Genomic DNA, 16,310 nt, shown 5'->3' with positions numbered 1-16,310 from the left:
TTCAAGGCGTATAGAGCGGCGTGGCACAACACACGAAGCGTCAACAGAGCGCCATCACACCCTATGAAAAAGCTTTTTATCCTACTTGTTCGAGCCTATCAATATATACTCAGCCCTTTATTGGGTAATAACTGTCGTTACTATCCGACCTGCTCGGCTTATATGATTGAGGCAATTGAACGCTTTGGCGTATGCAAAGGCGTATGGCTGGGGTTAAAACGCTTAAGCCGATGCCACCCTTTTCATGAGGGAGGAATCGACCCAGTACCAGACAAGCACACCTGTCAGTGTGATGATCACCAAAAGCCTAGTTAAGCTGTAGGTTTAAATCACTGACCACCAACACCGCTTGCGTACGATTATTGATATTCAGCTTACGAAAAATAGCGGTAATATGGGCTTTCACAGTGGCTTCAGAGATATTGAGCTCAAAGGCAATCTGCTTGTTTAGTAGACCTTCATGCAGATAACACAAGACTTTATATTGTTGTGGCGTCAGCTCAGCAACGCGTTTTTGCATATCCAGATCGGGCTTCGGCAAATGCTCTAACTGCTGCGCAATTTGCTCCGGCAGCCAACTATCACCGTCCAAAATGGCCGAAATAGCCTCGGCATAAACTTTCGGCTCACTGGTTTTCGGAATAAAACCTAACGCCCCTGCCTCAATGACATTAGCAACGACCGTTAGCTCTTCACTGCCTGAAATAACGGCTACGGGGATGTCCGCATAATCCGAACGAATGCGTATCAATCCATATAAATCCCCACTGCCTGGCATATTCAAATCCAAAAGCAACAAATCCACATCAGGATTGGCTTTTAGGCACCCTAATGTGGATTCTAAATCGTGGGACTCTTGGATCTCTACTTCACCAAGCTGATCTCGTAGTGCGCTGACCAGCGCACTACGAAACAGAGGATGATCATCAGCGATAAGAAGTGAAATCACTAGGTTTCCTTAACATCAACATGTGGTTTTACTTATTTAACCTGTTATCGATCAAATCATCAACCACACCTGGATCTGCTAAGGTACTTGTGTCACCTAATGCATCATGCTCATTGGCCGCAATCTTGCGCAAAATACGGCGCATAATCTTGCCTGAGCGTGTTTTGGGTAAGCCCGTCGTCGCCCAATGCACCAAATCTGGCGTTGCAATTGGGCCAACTTCTTGGCGCACCATCATCTTCACGGACTTGGTCAGTTCCTCATCTGGTTCGACCCCAGAGTTAGGAATGATGTACACATAAATGCCCTGACCTTTAAGATCATGGGGATAACCCACTACTGCCGCTTCCGCAACTGCTGGGTGAGCCACCAACGCACTCTCGATTTCAGCGGTACCTAAGCGGTGACCAGACACGTTTAAGACATCGTCCATACGCCCAGTAATCCAGTAAGCGCCATCCGCATCACGGCGAGCACCGTCACCCGTAAAGTATTTACCTTCAAATGTACTAAAGTAGGTTTGCTCAAAGCGCTCATGATCACCATAGACGGTACGCGATTGACCTGGCCACGAATCAAGAATCACCAGACCACCTTCAACCTCTTTGCCCGTCTCTTCGATCAGATTACCTTCTGCATCGACCAGTGCTGGCTGCACGCCATACAAAGGACTCGTACACGAGCCTGGCTTCGGATTGGTTTCGGTCACGCGTGGCGTCATCATCAGACCACCGGTCTCAGTTTGCCACCACGTATCGACAATCGGACATTTACCGTTACCGATATTTTTGTGATACCAAACCCAAGCTTCTGGGTTAATTGGCTCGCCCACACTGCCTAATACGCGCAATGAATCACGTGAACTCGTTGCGGTCGGCTCATCGCCTTTGGCCATTAAAGCTCGAATCGCAGTCGGTGCCGTGTACAGCTGGGTCACTTTGAACTTATCAACCACACGGCCAATACGACCCGAATCAGGGTACGTAGGTACGCCTTCAAACAAGACACTGGTCACACCATTCGCAAGCGGGCCATAGACCATATAACTATGGCCGGTAATCCAGCCCACATCCGCTGCGCACCAATAAACATCATCAGGTTTGATGTCGAATACCAGCTCATGGGTCAACGACGTGTAGACTAAGTAACCACCCGTGGTATGCACAACCCCTTTGGGCTTACCTGTTGAGCCAGAGGTGTAAAGAATGAACAGCGGATCTTCGGCATTCATTGGCTCAGGAGTCGCCTCAGTGCTCTGCTCAGCAGCAAGTTTTGCCCAGTCAAGATCACGACCTTCGACCCAATTCACATCCGCTTGAGTGTAACGATAGACGATGACATTTTTGACGGACGGACAAGCGTTGTTTTCAAGCGCTTTGTCGACGTTGTTTTTCAATGGAATGGCATTACCTGCACGCTTACCTTGATCAGCGGTTAGCACTACCTTCACACCACAGTCATTGAGGCGGTCAGCAATCGCTGAAGCAGAGAAACCACCAAAGATAACGCTGTGAATCGCACCGATGCGCGCACAAGCCAGCATAGCGTATGTAGCTTGCGGGATCATTGGCATGTAGATCGCGACACGATCGCCTTTTTCTACACCTTGAGCTCGAAGTAGGTTCGCCAAGCGACCAACTTCGTCGTGCAATTGCTGGTAGGTCACCACACCGTCTTCGCCTTCCGTATCGCCTTCAACATAAAAGGCCACTTGATCGGCTTTGGCTGGAAGATGGCGGTCGATACAGTTGTAAGCGGCGTTTAGTTCACCGTCTTCGAACCATTTAATGCTGACATTACCACGGGCAAAACTGGTGTTTTTAACTTTAGTATAAGGCTTAGACCATTCTAGGCGCTGACCTTCTTTGCGCCAGAAAGCCTCGGGATCGGAGATCGATTCTTGGTAACGTTGCTCGAATTCAGCTTGACTGACATTAGCATTGGAATAAGTGTAATCCATCTGCTCGGTGTAGGATGTCTGTGACATGAGAAGTGCTCCATTGTTATTTTTTATTAGGATGCTGAAAACTACTATATAGACTGAATATGGTCAGGCTATGCCACTTTAGTCTAACCCTCAATAGGCGCCCTCAAAGTGACCGGCATAGACAAAGAAAGGTAAGCGCGCTTCGACTTTTTCTTGCGGCGCGTGCCATGCTTGTTCAACAGCGATCTCGGCTTGCTTGAGCTGCTCATCACCATGCTTCTCAACCATAATTTGAGCCGCGGACCAAGAGCGCATAAAAGCAAAGGCTTGAGACATGGTCCAATGGCATTTTAATTCAAAGCTTGGCGTTTCAATCTGAGCAAACGGAAATTCAATGCTCTGGTACTGGCAGCGCAATAGCGAGGTTTGCTCGGGCCAGTAAGGTTGTAACACCGGTAAAATACTTTCTTTTACAACACTGCCAATACTGTGGTCGAACTCAACCCAGTTATACCCCCAAATAAAAACCTTACCATTAGGTTTTAAGACGCGCTTCACTTCTTGCCAAAAGCCTTCAAGATCAAACCAATGCAGCGCGTGCGCCACACATACTGCGTCAAAATAGTTATCTGGGTAATTGGTCTGCTCCGCCGGCTGGACGCTGTAGTTTACATGGCGGTGCGGTGTGGCTCTGGCAATTTGCGCTTCAGAAATATCGGAAGCATCCACATGATTAAAGTAGGCAGCTAAATCGATAGAGGCTTGTCCGGTGCCACAGGCGCAATCCCAAACACGATCTGTATGCGTGACCTGCTTGCTCAGCCAATAATACAATTCAGCAGGATAAGTGGGCCGCACACGTGAATAATTGGCGGCGCTTGAAGGATCAAAAATACGCATACATCTTCCGTAGATTGTGTTGTTTTAGTAACAGTATCTACCTTATCACACCATATGTTAAAAGGATTTCCTGTGCACATTGTATGCCTTTGCCCCATTCGGCTTGCATACCCGCTTGGCGTGCCGCCTCAACGTTGATTTGATTATCATCGATAAACAAGATCTCATTGGGCGCGACGCCTAGCTTAGCAATCACATGCTCGAACAAAGATAGCTCAGGTTTCACCAACCCCACTTGATGGGAAGCAAAATACTGGTGAAATAATCCTGCTAAGCCCATGTCATCTAAAATGCGTGCCCAGTGTGCATCATTGGTATTGGACAATACCGCACGATGATAATGTGCAGGGATACGTTGCACCAGCTCGATGGCGCCGTCATACAAGCCTTGCGGCCAAGCAATGAACGCTTGTTTAAGTGCTTCCCGATCAGCCTCTAACGATAGCTCAGCAAGCAGGCGATCAATAAAACTATCAAGCGAGATTTGCCCGGCGTCAAAGGCTTTGACCGACGGTGACGCCAGCCAGTGCTCCCAGAGCTCGGCTTCACTTACTCCTTGCAGTGGAAAAATACGCGTAAAACGCTCTTTTGGCCCAAGATCAACCAACACATGACCAAGATCGAATAGAACCACTTTAATTGTCTGCAAAATACTTTTCCTTATGTTGCAGTGGAAGCTGAATCACGCTCACGGGCTAGTGCACCACTTACTCAACGACAAAGCCCATAAAAAGCTAGAATTTTGGTGACTGACACATTATTGTCTAAAGATTGACTAAAGATTTAACAAATGTAGCCGTCATCAAGCTATGAGTTAATCAAAACAGGGACTTATTATGAATAAATTGACCTACCTAGTTGCTGCGACCGCCTTGATTCCGATGTCGTTAAGTCACGCAGCCGAAACCGCTACCGGAACAGCCACTGTAATGGTGCAAAACACTTTTACCTTTGGTCAAGATTCGGGCATCGATTTTGGCACCATTCGCGCTCAAATAGGCAGTGCTGATGGCACGAACGTTAACGTCATGACGATGACGCTACCTGCCGATGGTAGCAACCCGACCGTTGCTGAGAGTGTCTCTGGTGATAGTTCTCGATTATCCACCTTAAACATTATCACCCCTGGGACGCCGGGGGTTTTCAGTGTATCAGGTGCAGCACCTAATACAGCACTGACGATCACACTGCCAGCCAGTCCATTTACACTTAACAGCAGCGGTGGCGGTGCCGGCCCAACATTTGAGGGAGCGATTACCGAAGCCTACATCACCAGTGGTACCTTTGCGAATCAGCTTTATGATGGCACCACAACCTTTTTAACGACCGATGCTACAGGTAGCGCCACCTTCCGAGTCGGTGGTACTTTGTCAACAGACAGCACAGGCAATGCCACTAACTACCAAGACGTTGCCTACAATGGTCAATATAGCATAACTGTTGCCTACTAAGAGTTTACGTGACAAGGAAGGAAGCCTTAATGCCATGTCGTCCGCTCCAAGCGCTGCTGCTTTTTTTCTGTGCAAACGTCTGCCTTGCCGACATTACAGAAATCGAGCCCTTGGCGTTTGGACGGATTGCTATCATTGATAATGACAGCCCTGAATACATCAGTATTAGTCATGTCGGCGTGGTTTCTACGTCTGGCTCAATACTGGTTATTGAGCGTCCTGAAGTGGGTGAGTTCTTGTTTTCGAATTTGCCTGCTTATCAGCGCCTAAACCTTTCAGCACGCCCTACCCAAGCCACATCAAGCAGTGTGCAATATTCCAGTGAGCAGTTTCGTCTTACGGCAATTGATCTACCTTCAGCCATCGACACTGACGGCAACGGTGAAGCCAGAATACAAGTGGGCGGCACCCTTAGCACCTCAGGCTCTGGCAGCACACGCTACATCGATACCCAATATCGCATTCGCTATCAAATCACCATCGATTACTAATTATTATGTTGCTATTTTCCCGCTGTACCCGACTCTGTGCATTGTTAGCACTCCTGCTATTGAGCTTAAACAGCTATGCAGACCTACTGATTTCACCGGTTAGAGTGGTGCTGGATGAGCGCGATCGATCTGCATCCGTCACCCTTATCAACTCAGGCCAAGAGACACGCAGCTATCGCGTTAGTTGGAGTAAAAAAATCGCCTTACCTCAAGGCGGCTACCGTGATCTAACGCCCGAAGAAGATGCCCAATACGCGGGCCTTGAGCGAATGGTGCGCATCAGTCCCAAGCAAGTAACACTGGCGCCTAAGCAACGCCAGACAATTAAGCTATTAGTGCGCAACCCTGGTAACCTAGCCGAAGGCGAATACCGCTCGCACTTAACCTTCACGGCGCTACCGGCACAAGAGCGCCAACAAAACGCACCCGCTGCCTTTAACATCAATGTGCTGATGAACTACACCATGCCAGTGCTGTATCGCAAGGGTACCGTGCGCGTTGCACCGAGCATCGAAAACTTATCCTTGGTTACCAAACAAGAATTAGGTAAGACCTTCATCAAAGTCGATCTGGCTCATCAAGATCGTTACAGCACCTCGGGTCGTTTAATTGCCTACTGGACCCCTGAAGGTGGCGAGCAACGCCAAGTGGCGCTAATCAATGGCTACAACTTCTATCCTGAGCTGCGCACAGCACAAGTGCATTTAGCTTGGCCCGACTTTGCCTTAGAGCCTGGCTTACTTGAAGTGCGTTACGAAGGACAGAATGAGTTTAGAAACTATCTGCTCGCACGCCAGCAACTGCTCATCACCAACGACATGATTCGTTCTCTAAGATGACAATAATGCGCGCCGTGGCGTACGGGCTATTACTATGTGTTGCCTCAAACAGTTTTGCTAGCGATGCTTTGCAAAGGCTGAAAGCACGCTATCGCGCCATCGAGCAAGGGCAAACCGAACTTCCCTCCTTAACGCAGCCCCCAGCGACAGCACTTAATGTCGCTGACACACCAGAGGTCTCGACCGTCGGTATCATTCCAACGGGTGAGGAGCTTATTTTTTCGGTGCAACTAGAAGAATATGCCCTTGGCGATGTGCTGGGCGTTAAAACAGACGCTGGGGCCGCATTTAGTTTATTAGATATCGCCAGTGCATTAGATTTTCCCCTTTCAGTCGGCGAGGCACCAGTTTTAGCTCAAGGTTGGATACGCAGTCCTGATACGCCATTTGTCTTGCGCCAGCAAGGTCAAAACTTCAGCGTCACTGTGGGTGACGACACAACAACAATCGATGATGGCACGCTCATCGATATTGACGAGCTTTATGTCACCAGCGCGGCTCTTGAGCGCTGGTTCGATATTTCTATGGCACTCGATTTTCAAACCTTAACACTCAGCGTCGACAGTGAAGACCCTTTGCCTTTACAGGAAAAAATCGCCCGACAGCAGCGCGCCGACAACATCAGCCCACTATCGAACATTGCGCAGCATCCATTAGACTCTGCCACCTACAGCCCGTTATCCAAACCCGTGGTCGACCTACAAGCAAGCACCACTTACACAGAAACTGGCGGAAGCAACAGCAATCTGTCTATTTTGGGCAGTAACGATTTGGCGTACTTCAACACACGCTACTATGCAAACAGCAACTCTGAGCTCGGGCTGACTGACGCCACATTACAAGCCAGTCGGATCAGCCCAGAAGCCAATTTACTCGGCCCGCTTAATGCTAGCATTATTGAATTTGGTGACATTCGTCCGACGCGAGTGAACTCCAACGCCCCCACCCGTGACAGTGTGGGCCTGCGCATTAGTAACGAGCGCTTTGGTCGCCAAGCTGATTCTACGGTCGATTTAACGGGCGAGATTCAGCCTGGTTGGGACATCGAGATCTACCGTAATAATCTACTCATAGACAGCCAAACCAATATCGGTGGTGGTGAATATCGCTTTGATAATGTACCACTCACCTTTGGCGCCAACACTATAGAACTCGTGTTTTACGGGCCACAAGGTCAAGTCGAACGCCAAACTCAGAGTTATTATATTGATGGCACCGGCCAAAAAGCAGGCGATTTTGAGTACGATGTCAGCGTGTTTGAAGACAATACCAAACTGTTTGAAGATAACTTCAACAGCCAGCGTCTTCGTCAGTCCTACGGCACCACGGTAAGTGGTTTTGCACGCTACGCACTGAGCGATTGGTTTAGCGTCAATGCTGGCCAAACACAACACCTAGACGATCAGTACGAAGCATTTGATCGTCAGGCTTTTGGTACGTCGACATCTCTTTTTGGCAATGCTTTATTTACCACCGACTACGTACTTTTTCCTGACGACTCGACGCTTACAGAGTACGCTCTATCAACACGTTTATTTGATCAAGCGGTACGCTACTCGCTCAATCAAGCCGATACCTGGAATGAGCAAAATCAACAAACACAAGAACGCGAATTGGAAGAGTTAAGCGTCTCGGGAATGGTGCGCGATCTTAATCTTTCATACCAACAAGATATCCGCCGACTGGAGGTGGATGGTGATGAGTCGTTTAATTATCGTAACCAACTGGCCACCGGCGTCGGATCGTATTATGTCAGCCACCAATTTGATTGGTACACCGATGACCGCCCTAACGTCGGACAAATACAGCTACAACGCTATCTTGATAATTATTTCGCACGGCTTGGCTTTAGCTACCGCACTGACCCAGACTGGTCAGCCAATGGCATTTTTGCTGAGGTAAGTGGTTCACCCTATCCTGATGTGCAAACACGGGTGACGCTCTCCCGTAACATTTACGACAACATCAACAGTATTGGCCTGACCAACAGTTGGCGCCCAAATGAATTCACTCTGACCTCTAATATCGCCTATAACGACATCCTTGGCTGGAGTACCCGTCTATCTGGGCAAGTGAGTATTGGTCAAACTGACAGCAGCTTATTTGTCTCCAATCGCTCGCTGGTGGGCCAAGGGTCGGTGGCGGTTCTGGTGTATTGGGATCGCAATGATAATGGCGTGTTTGATGCCAGTGATGAGCCGCTGCCGAATATTAAGGTGACCAGTCGCCAAAGTTTTCGTAAAACCACCAGCAACGATCAAGGCATCGCTTTGCTAAAGGCGCTTCCCAATTATCAGCAAACCGATATAGAAATTGATCCAAACTCGGTCGACGATCCATTTTTAATGCCTCGTAGCGCCGGTCTCTCTGTGATTCCAAGATCAGGCACGGTCCAACAAGTCGAGTTACCTATGGTGACGTCCTATGAGGTCGAAGGAACCTTGCATGAACTGTCATCAGATAAACCTGCGCGCACCCTATCTTATGCGCCAGTACAATTGATCGATGCTAATGGCAAGATTGTCGATGAAGTGATGACCGAGTTTGACGGTTACTACCTGTTTGCCCCAGTACCACCGCGACGCTACCAAGTTCGCGTGGCCCCAGAGTATATTCAAAACCGTGGCTATTTAGCGCAGACCGGACGCAATATTAATCTTGACGGACGGGACGATAACATCGTTGCTGGACTGGATTTATATCTACGAAAAGCACTAGATCGACAAGGCTACAGCGCGCAAATTAAAACTTTCCAATCCCTTAATACGCTGCGCAGCTATTGGAGCATCTTAAAAGCGCGCCATCCTGTACTCGCTGAGCAACGCTACTATCATGTCCGCTCTGAACAAGGTTACACCCTATACATTGGCTTTACTGACAGTCCCGACGCTATAGAACCTATCTGTGACGCACTGGCCAAGCTTAGCTGCGAAGTGACGCAGATGGCACGACGCTAGCTTAGTTAGCCAAATTATTTACCGCGTTAGCAAAGGCTCGCCTTGGTACTGAGTCACCAAGCACTCTTCCTGCATCTGCTTAAGCATGTTGCAGAAATTATTGGCGACTGGTTTTTCAACAAATGGCCCCACGATAAGCTTATGGTACTGCTTACCTTTGATGCTGGTTTGATAGACGCGTGGCGCCACTTCAGCAAACTCTTCAGCGTAACGACCACTGATGGTTTGCCAACCCGTTAGTGCCTGTTCTTTATTGGCATAAGCAGCCAGCTGCACACCAAAGTAATTTGGTTCGGCAGACTTAGGGGTGTCAGTTTTGCGCGCAGCAGTCGGCGCCGGGGTGGCTGTCGTAGTGCGAGGTGGCTCGTAAAACTGCGCTCGTCCAACATTTTCTAAAGACTCATCGGTCACCTCTTGCGTCGTAGGCGCTTCTGTCTTATCTAAGTCAGCCAAAGCGGCACTCGGCTGAATCGCACCAGCCTCAGACTGTGCTAGGTCAGAGTCAGGCGTTAGCTCTTGGGTGATCTCATCGCTCGATTCTGGCACCGTATCCAACGCTTCAACTAACAACTTTAAATCGGACTCCAATGCCAATACACGCTGCAACTGAGGCTTCATGGCTTGCCATTCCTGCTGTTGCTGCTCAAGCTGCGCTTGTAACTGCGCATTGCTCGGCTCTTGGTCTTGTTGCGAAAACACCGAACAACCGGACAGTAACAAACTGCCAGTTACCATCACCCACACCTTATGTTTCATACATCCACCTCCATTGCTATACGCATATTACGACAACCATACCGCGTTTGTCCCCCAAATCACGACTGCGTAACGTAAGCCTTTCCCGATCATGACCCAAACTGCACAATTCATCAGCTTTAACCGAGCTACACCCGCCGCTAAACACAAGCCATCACCTATCGCCGGTAGCCAGCTTAATAACAGAATCGGCTGACCATAGCGTGTAAACAAAACATGTACTCTCTCCAGCTGCGTGCTAGATAGCGGGAACCAGCGACGATCTTTATACGCCAAAAAGTAACGCCCTAACAGCCAATTGGTTAGGCCTCCTAAGGTATTACCTAACGTCGCCCACCACCAAGACCCCAAGGCAGCCTCGGGGTGTTGCGTCACCACCGCTAATAACACCACTTCTGAACCGAGCGGTAATAAGGTAGCCGCCAAAAATGATACGACAAATAGACCCAACCACTGCCACCCAAGTGACGCCGTTAATAAGGATTCAAGCATGCTCTACCTGATACAAAAAAGGGTTAAAACAAATCCCACTAATACTGCTCGTAACCTGAGCACAAATCATGATACTAATTATTGATAGGCACATGAAAAGTTAACATTGGCCTGTCATGCTCTATGAGAACACGATCATACTTTTGTTGATTAAGGTCTTAAAATTGCATGAGCCAAAGTGCTCTCACTCATAAAAGGGATCTTTTATATGTCGTTTGATAAAGCAACCGAGCTTGAAACCCTGTATCGCCATATTGATAAAGTTATCTTATCACGCCAACACCCTGTGACAGGACTCTTTCCCGCGAGCACGAGTGTCAATAACCACGGGGATTACACCGATGCATGGGTGCGTGATAATGTGTACTCCATTCAGGCAGTATGGGCACTTTCACTTGCTTACAAACGTGCCTCAAATCCCAATAAACGTGCTCACGAGTTAGAGTACGCTTGCATCAAAATGATGCGTGGCCTCTTGTTTGCCATGATGCGTCAATCCCATAAAGTGGAAGCGTTTAAAGACACGCTCGACCCCAAAGATGCCTTACACGCGAAATACGATACTAAGACTGGTCTTGAAGTCGTGGCAGACGATGCTTGGGGACACTTACAAATCGACGCCACAAGCTTCTACTTACTGACCTTGGCGCAGATGACCAAATCTGGCAGCGCCATTATTTACTCAGAGGATGAGCTGAACTTCATCCAAAATCTGGTTTACTACATCTCACGTACCTACCGTACCCCAGACTTTGGCATTTGGGAGCGAGGCAATAAGGTCAACAACGGTAAAGCCGAAATCAATGCCAGCTCCGTGGGCATGGCGAAAGCAGCGCTAGAAGCGTTAGACGGCCTCAATTTATTTGGCGAAAATGGCCCTGAATGGGCAGTCATTCATTCCTTTGCTGATGCCGTGGCTCGTGCTGGTTCAGTGCTAGAGTCATTGTTGCCTAAAGAATCACGCTCTAAAGAAGTCGATGGTGCTTTGCTCAGTATCATCAGTTTTCCAGCCTTTGCGGTCAATGATGAAACACTGAAACGCCGTACGCGCCAAGAGATTTTAGACAAGCTGGGCGGCAATTATGGCTGCAAACGCTTTCTTCTTGATGGCCACCAAACAGTGATAGAAGACCATAGCCGTATCTATTACGAACACGATGAGCTGATTAACTTTGAGCACATTGAATCCGAGTGGCCGCTCTTTTTTACTTACTTGTACATTGATCGCCTATTTGCCCGCGACTGGGAAAGCGCTAACTACTATCGCTACCAACTAGAAAGCTTAATGGTTGAACAAGATGGAGAAATGTTACTGCCTGAGCTGTACTACGTACCAGAAGAAAACATCTTAGAAGAAAAAGCCAATCCAGGTAGCCAGCCGCGCAAACCCAATGACAACCTGCCTCTGGTCTGGGCGCAAAGCCTCTATCTTGTCGGTAAAATGCTGGATGATGAACTGATCACCACCGCAGATCTGGACCCTTTAGGACTGCATCGCAAGCAGCACTCACGCAAAAGCGTGAATATTTCCATGGTGGTACTGGCGAAAAACAAAAAGATTAAGCAACAACTGATCGACGCCGGCTGTTTGTGTCAGACCATTGATGAGATCGATCCCATTCGAGTCATCAGCTCAGAGCAATTGATCGAACTCTATGGTCACGTCGGAGCCAGTCAAGCACTAGGTTTGAGTGGCCGACCGACGCGCGCACTCAACAGCTTGGCCGTGGCTCAACCTTTTGTGATTAACGAACAACCTTGTCTGTGCTTAGGCTGGTTTCAAAACGAAGATCGCAATTACCGTAAAGCCGATCCAGCCTTGTTTGAGCAGCATATTCGTAATGAACTGGCGATACTGTCGCAATATTGGTACTACCCTGCCAACGCTGTCTTTACCGTACTGATCGATGAAGCACTGGCGGAAATGGAAGGCGCATCCGAGCTGTTCGAATTTATTCGTCGCCTGCAAAAGCGAGAGTTCAATGAGTTTCGCGTGTTACCGCAATCCGCTAAAAACGCCTTTAAATCTGGCAGTCGACGCTTGATGCGCTTTGATATCTCACACGAGCACACCTTAGGCGCGCAACTGCCAGTGTATGAGTCGCCTTGGCCATTGGCGAAAACCCCGGATGCTACCGGTGTTGACTACCCTAACTGGGAAACCTCCGCCTTGGTTGCCTACTTAGCCACCCAACCTTCACTGATGGATGCGACCGATATCCTCGTTGAACTTGGCAAGCGCGATGCATTAGAAGAAACACTGATCAGTCCCGATAACCTGACGGTCAGCGTTCGCAACGTGTTGGATTCTGTGTATACCAATGCCTTGATCCACCGTCACTGGCTCAGTGTGCGTCAGCTGTTTGCTATCCTGAGTAAGCCCACCACGGATATGGCAACACATATCGCCGAAATTACTGTGCGCCAGCGCGTACTGGTCATCGGCGAACCCAAAGCAGAACAAGTCACCATCTCGACCCCCTTGCATCACGATGAGATCTACAACCTATTCCAAAAGTGCTCTGGCTCTGCTTTGGCGCAAGTGGTTAACCACGAATTGCTGGCCATCACTGGCTCATTGCTGAAAATTCACCCAGAGTACTTCGCTGGCGTGCGTACCATCCGCTTGCATAACTTAAGCCTATTGTGTGCTTACAAGTCACTTGAGTGCGATGATCCAGAAGACTGCGACCCGATCGCGGTATTAGCCCAACAATCTCCCATGGCGCTCTATCAAACCTTGCGCGCGGTGCTGATTGAAAAACACAAAGAGTTTACCCACGTGGTGGCCAGCGTTCGCTATCATAAAAAACTTGAAGGCGAAGGCAGCCGTAACCGCGACATTGATTGGTTCGAATGGCGCACTGGGCAAGGCCTCATCACTAAGCTGCCAGAAGAGATGCTGCAGCAACTTTGGAACAGCTTAAACCAAACCGACCGTATCGTATTTGGCGATCCGCAAAGTAATACTATTTTGCAAAGTAAACCGACCCTAAACTCAATGACCCCTGGCGAAGATACCTTCGCCTTGTTAATCGAGTCATTGACCAGCGACATCGCCCCCAGCTGGTATAAATGCATGATTTTTGAAGCTCTGTACGCCTTCATTCAATTTTGCCAGCAACATCCGACAGGCAGTTTCATCGAAGAGGTGAATTTACCGGTTTTGGTTTCCAAAGCCGCCCTAGATCATGTAAAACAGTACAACAGTGATCACCCTGAGATCGAAAATGTCGACATGGCGTTAGACGAATTCGCGCAACTGACACCAAACAAAGTGAACCACTATTTGGGCTGGGCAGTGACGAAATTACACAGCCAACAGCGCCACACAATGAAACATCCTAATCGGTTGGAGAAGTAAATGGACCTTCTGAACGACGTGATCAACGCTCGCTGTTCCGACCCCTTTAGTTGCCTTGGACTGAAGCCTAACACCAGTGGTGGCTTTACCCTGACAGCTTGGCGTCCGAACGCAACGCGGATCGAAGTACTCGACATCACCACGGACCAGCATATTGGTGTCATGACACCTCATGAGCCAGATGGGCTCTTTACCCTGCCATGGCCCGATACCGTACCAACCGGTTATTACAAGCTAAAAGTGCATTATGGCGATGATGTCTTCACCATTGTCGATGCTTATCAGTTTTCGGAGGCGACCTTCTCCGATGAGGCGCACCACAGTGCCACCTTGTATAAAAAAGAAGGTGCCTTACCACGCCGCGTGCAAATCAACGACGACCTCGCCATTGACGGTACCCGCTTCGGGGTTTATGCCCCTGCGGCACGCTCGGTCTCCATCATCGGTGACTTTAATGGCTGGGATGGTCGTTTACACCCGATGTCGAGTAATGGTGATGGTGTTTGGCGACTTTTTATTCCTGATGTGGGACCAGGCGCGCGCTATAAAATTGAGCTACGCGCCGCCAATGGCGAGCTGCTACCACATCGCACCGACCCGTTTGCTAAACGCATCGAGCAGTTTCCCTCGTTTGCCAGCGTAGTTTGCGCACAAGACACATACACTTGGCAAGATAAAGCCTGGACCGAGCGCGATGTTGTTGATGTATACGAACATCCAATGAGCATCTATGAGGTGCACTTAGGCTCTTGGCGTAAACACTTAGACGGTCGCTCACTTAGCTATACCGAGCTTAAAGAGCAACTGGTGCCTTACGTGGTCGAGATGGGCTACACCCATATTGAACTCTTGCCCGTGATGGAATACCCATTTGATGGCTCTTGGGGTTACCAACCAATTGGTCTGTATGCTCCGACCTCGCGCTTTGGCACCGCAGATGAATTCCGTGCGCTTGTAGATGCGTTTCACCAAGCCGGCATTGGCGTCATCATGGATTGGGTGCCCGCTCACTTCCCAACCGACAGTCATGGCCTTGCTGACTTTGATGGCAGCAAACAATACGAATATTCCGATCCTAAAAAGGGTTGGCACACCGAATGGAACTCACTGATTTACGACTTTGGCAAAGAGCACGTAGTCGACTATTTGATCAGTAATGCCAATTATTGGTTATCAGAGTTCCATATCGACGGTCTGCGCGTCGATGCGGTGGCGTCAATGCTGTATCTTGATTACTCCCGCGAAGAAGGCGAATGGATTCCCAATGTGGATGGTGGCAATCACAACTATGAGGCCATCAGCTTTATTCGTCGCCTCAACGAAACCATCTACCTTAACCATCCGCGCTGTTTTACCGTGGCAGAAGAGTCCACAGCGTTTCCAGGCGTATCTAAGCCCACCTATATGAACGGCTTAGGCTTTGGCTTTAAGTGGAACATGGGCTGGATGAATGACTCATTAGCCTACATCAACAAAGACCCGATATACCGTCAGTACCATCAAGGTAGCTTAAGTTTTTCTATGGTGTATGCCTTTGATGAGCAGTTCATTTTACCGATCTCCCATGACGAAGTGGTTCATGGTAAAGGCTCAATGATTGCCAAAATGCCTGGCGACGCTTGGCAGAAATTCGCGAACTTACGCGCATTTACCAGCTATATGTACTTCCACCCAGGCAAAAAGCTCAACTTCATGGGCAATGAACTGGCCCAAGGCCAAGAGTGGAGCCACGAACGCTCCTTAGATTGGCATTTATTAGACGTGGACTATCATGCGGGCCAACAGCAAGTTACTAAGACCTTAAATCACTTATACCAACAGCAAGCCGCAATGCAACTGGATCACTCATATCAAGGGTTTGAGTGGATCAGCTACGATGATGCGAGCAACTCAACGTTAGCCTTTGTACGTAAAGCAAAGCAATCAGAGGAGCACCTTGTGGTACTGGTGAACTTTACGCCAACGCCTCATGAGCATTACCGTATCGGCACGCCTCAGGCAGGACGCTATGAATTGCTTTTCAATTCTGACGCTGCGCAATACTGCGGCAGTGGTTATCAGGTACCAACAGAAGTCATCGCCGATGGCCCAGCAAGTCACGGCCGCGAGCAAAGTATTGGCGTGCCTCTGCCGCCCTTAAGTGTGATTGCATTGAAATGGTGCCCCCAGTCATAAAGGAAAAAA

Annotated in this window: 13 protein-coding genes; 7 read left to right on the top strand and 6 right to left on the bottom strand. The window is 48.9% G+C overall.

The window, feature by feature from the left end; genetic code table 11:
• Positions 1 to 63: 63 nt before the first annotated feature.
• A complete protein-coding gene (gene yidD, locus JQX58_RS00915; protein ID WP_204144950.1) occupies positions 64 to 315 on the top strand; it encodes a membrane protein insertion efficiency factor YidD in 252 nt (83 codons plus the stop codon).
• Here yidD and JQX58_RS00910 read toward each other — a convergent pair.
• The 4 genes from JQX58_RS00910 to JQX58_RS00895 form a co-directional block, all read right to left on the bottom strand.
• Complete coding sequence (locus JQX58_RS00910) at positions 308 to 949, bottom strand: LuxR C-terminal-related transcriptional regulator (protein WP_204144949.1); 642 nt, start codon at positions 947 to 949, stop codon at positions 308 to 310. The two genes, yidD and JQX58_RS00910, sit on opposite strands and share 8 nt — an antisense overlap.
• Positions 950 to 977: 28 nt before the next feature.
• The gene (gene acs, locus JQX58_RS00905) at positions 978 to 2,936 is read right to left on the bottom strand and encodes an acetate--CoA ligase (RefSeq protein WP_204144948.1); all 1,959 of its coding nucleotides are present in this window, start codon (positions 2,934 to 2,936) and stop codon (positions 978 to 980) included.
• A gap of 90 nt (positions 2,937 to 3,026) precedes the next feature.
• Positions 3,027 to 3,776 (bottom strand): class I SAM-dependent methyltransferase, encoded by a 750-nt coding sequence (locus tag JQX58_RS00900; RefSeq protein ID WP_204144947.1) that lies wholly within the window; start codon positions 3,774 to 3,776, stop codon positions 3,027 to 3,029.
• A 37-nt stretch (positions 3,777 to 3,813) separates the two neighbouring features.
• A complete protein-coding gene (locus JQX58_RS00895; protein WP_204144946.1) occupies positions 3,814 to 4,425 on the bottom strand; it encodes an HAD family hydrolase in 612 nt (203 codons plus the stop codon).
• Positions 4,426 to 4,612: 187 nt separating this feature from the next.
• On the opposite strand from JQX58_RS00895, the gene JQX58_RS00890 reads away from it, so the two are divergent.
• The 4 genes from JQX58_RS00890 to JQX58_RS00875 are packed head-to-tail and all read left to right on the top strand — an operon-like array spanning position 4,613 to position 9,514.
• Positions 4,613 to 5,227, top strand: coding sequence for a DUF4402 domain-containing protein (locus JQX58_RS00890; RefSeq protein WP_204144945.1), 615 nt, complete (start codon positions 4,613 to 4,615; stop codon positions 5,225 to 5,227).
• Between the two features lie 29 nt (positions 5,228 to 5,256).
• The gene (locus tag JQX58_RS00885) at positions 5,257 to 5,718 is read left to right on the top strand and encodes a DUF4402 domain-containing protein (RefSeq protein WP_204144944.1); all 462 of its coding nucleotides are present in this window, start codon (positions 5,257 to 5,259) and stop codon (positions 5,716 to 5,718) included.
• 59 nt (positions 5,719 to 5,777) lie between these two features.
• Complete coding sequence (locus JQX58_RS00880; protein WP_204144943.1) at positions 5,778 to 6,557, top strand: fimbrial biogenesis chaperone; 780 nt, start codon at positions 5,778 to 5,780, stop codon at positions 6,555 to 6,557.
• A gap of 5 nt (positions 6,558 to 6,562) precedes the next feature.
• Positions 6,563 to 9,514: a hypothetical protein gene (locus JQX58_RS00875; RefSeq protein WP_204144942.1), complete on the top strand. Its 2,952-nt coding sequence runs from the start codon at positions 6,563 to 6,565 to the stop codon at positions 9,512 to 9,514.
• A gap of 18 nt (positions 9,515 to 9,532) precedes the next feature.
• Here JQX58_RS00875 and JQX58_RS00870 read toward each other — a convergent pair whose 3' ends face one another.
• Positions 9,533 to 10,270, bottom strand: a complete 738-nt coding sequence (locus JQX58_RS00870; protein WP_204144941.1) for an SPOR domain-containing protein — start codon at positions 10,268 to 10,270, stop codon at positions 9,533 to 9,535.
• Positions 10,271 to 10,297: 27 nt separating this feature from the next.
• The gene (locus JQX58_RS00865; RefSeq protein ID WP_204144940.1) at positions 10,298 to 10,762 is read right to left on the bottom strand and encodes a YqaA family protein; all 465 of its coding nucleotides are present in this window, start codon (positions 10,760 to 10,762) and stop codon (positions 10,298 to 10,300) included.
• 208 nt (positions 10,763 to 10,970) lie between these two features.
• Here JQX58_RS00865 and JQX58_RS00860 point away from each other — a divergent pair, with 208 nt between their 5' ends.
• Positions 10,971 to 14,126 carry a phosphorylase b kinase regulatory subunit alpha/beta gene (locus JQX58_RS00860; RefSeq protein WP_204144939.1) on the top strand — a complete coding sequence of 1,052 codons (3,156 nt, stop codon included), beginning with the start codon at positions 10,971 to 10,973 and terminating at the stop codon, positions 14,124 to 14,126.
• Positions 14,127 to 16,301, top strand: a complete 2,175-nt coding sequence (gene glgB, locus JQX58_RS00855; RefSeq protein WP_204144938.1) for a 1,4-alpha-glucan branching protein GlgB — start codon at positions 14,127 to 14,129, stop codon at positions 16,299 to 16,301.
• Positions 16,302 to 16,310 lie beyond the last annotated feature (9 nt).

Source organism: Marinomonas ostreistagni, from assembly GCF_016888445.1.
GTDB classification, from domain to species: domain Bacteria; phylum Pseudomonadota; class Gammaproteobacteria; order Pseudomonadales; family Marinomonadaceae; genus Marinomonas; species Marinomonas ostreistagni.
The sequence above is the reverse complement of the archived record's forward strand: the minus strand, read 5'-3'. Positions and strand labels throughout refer to the sequence as shown.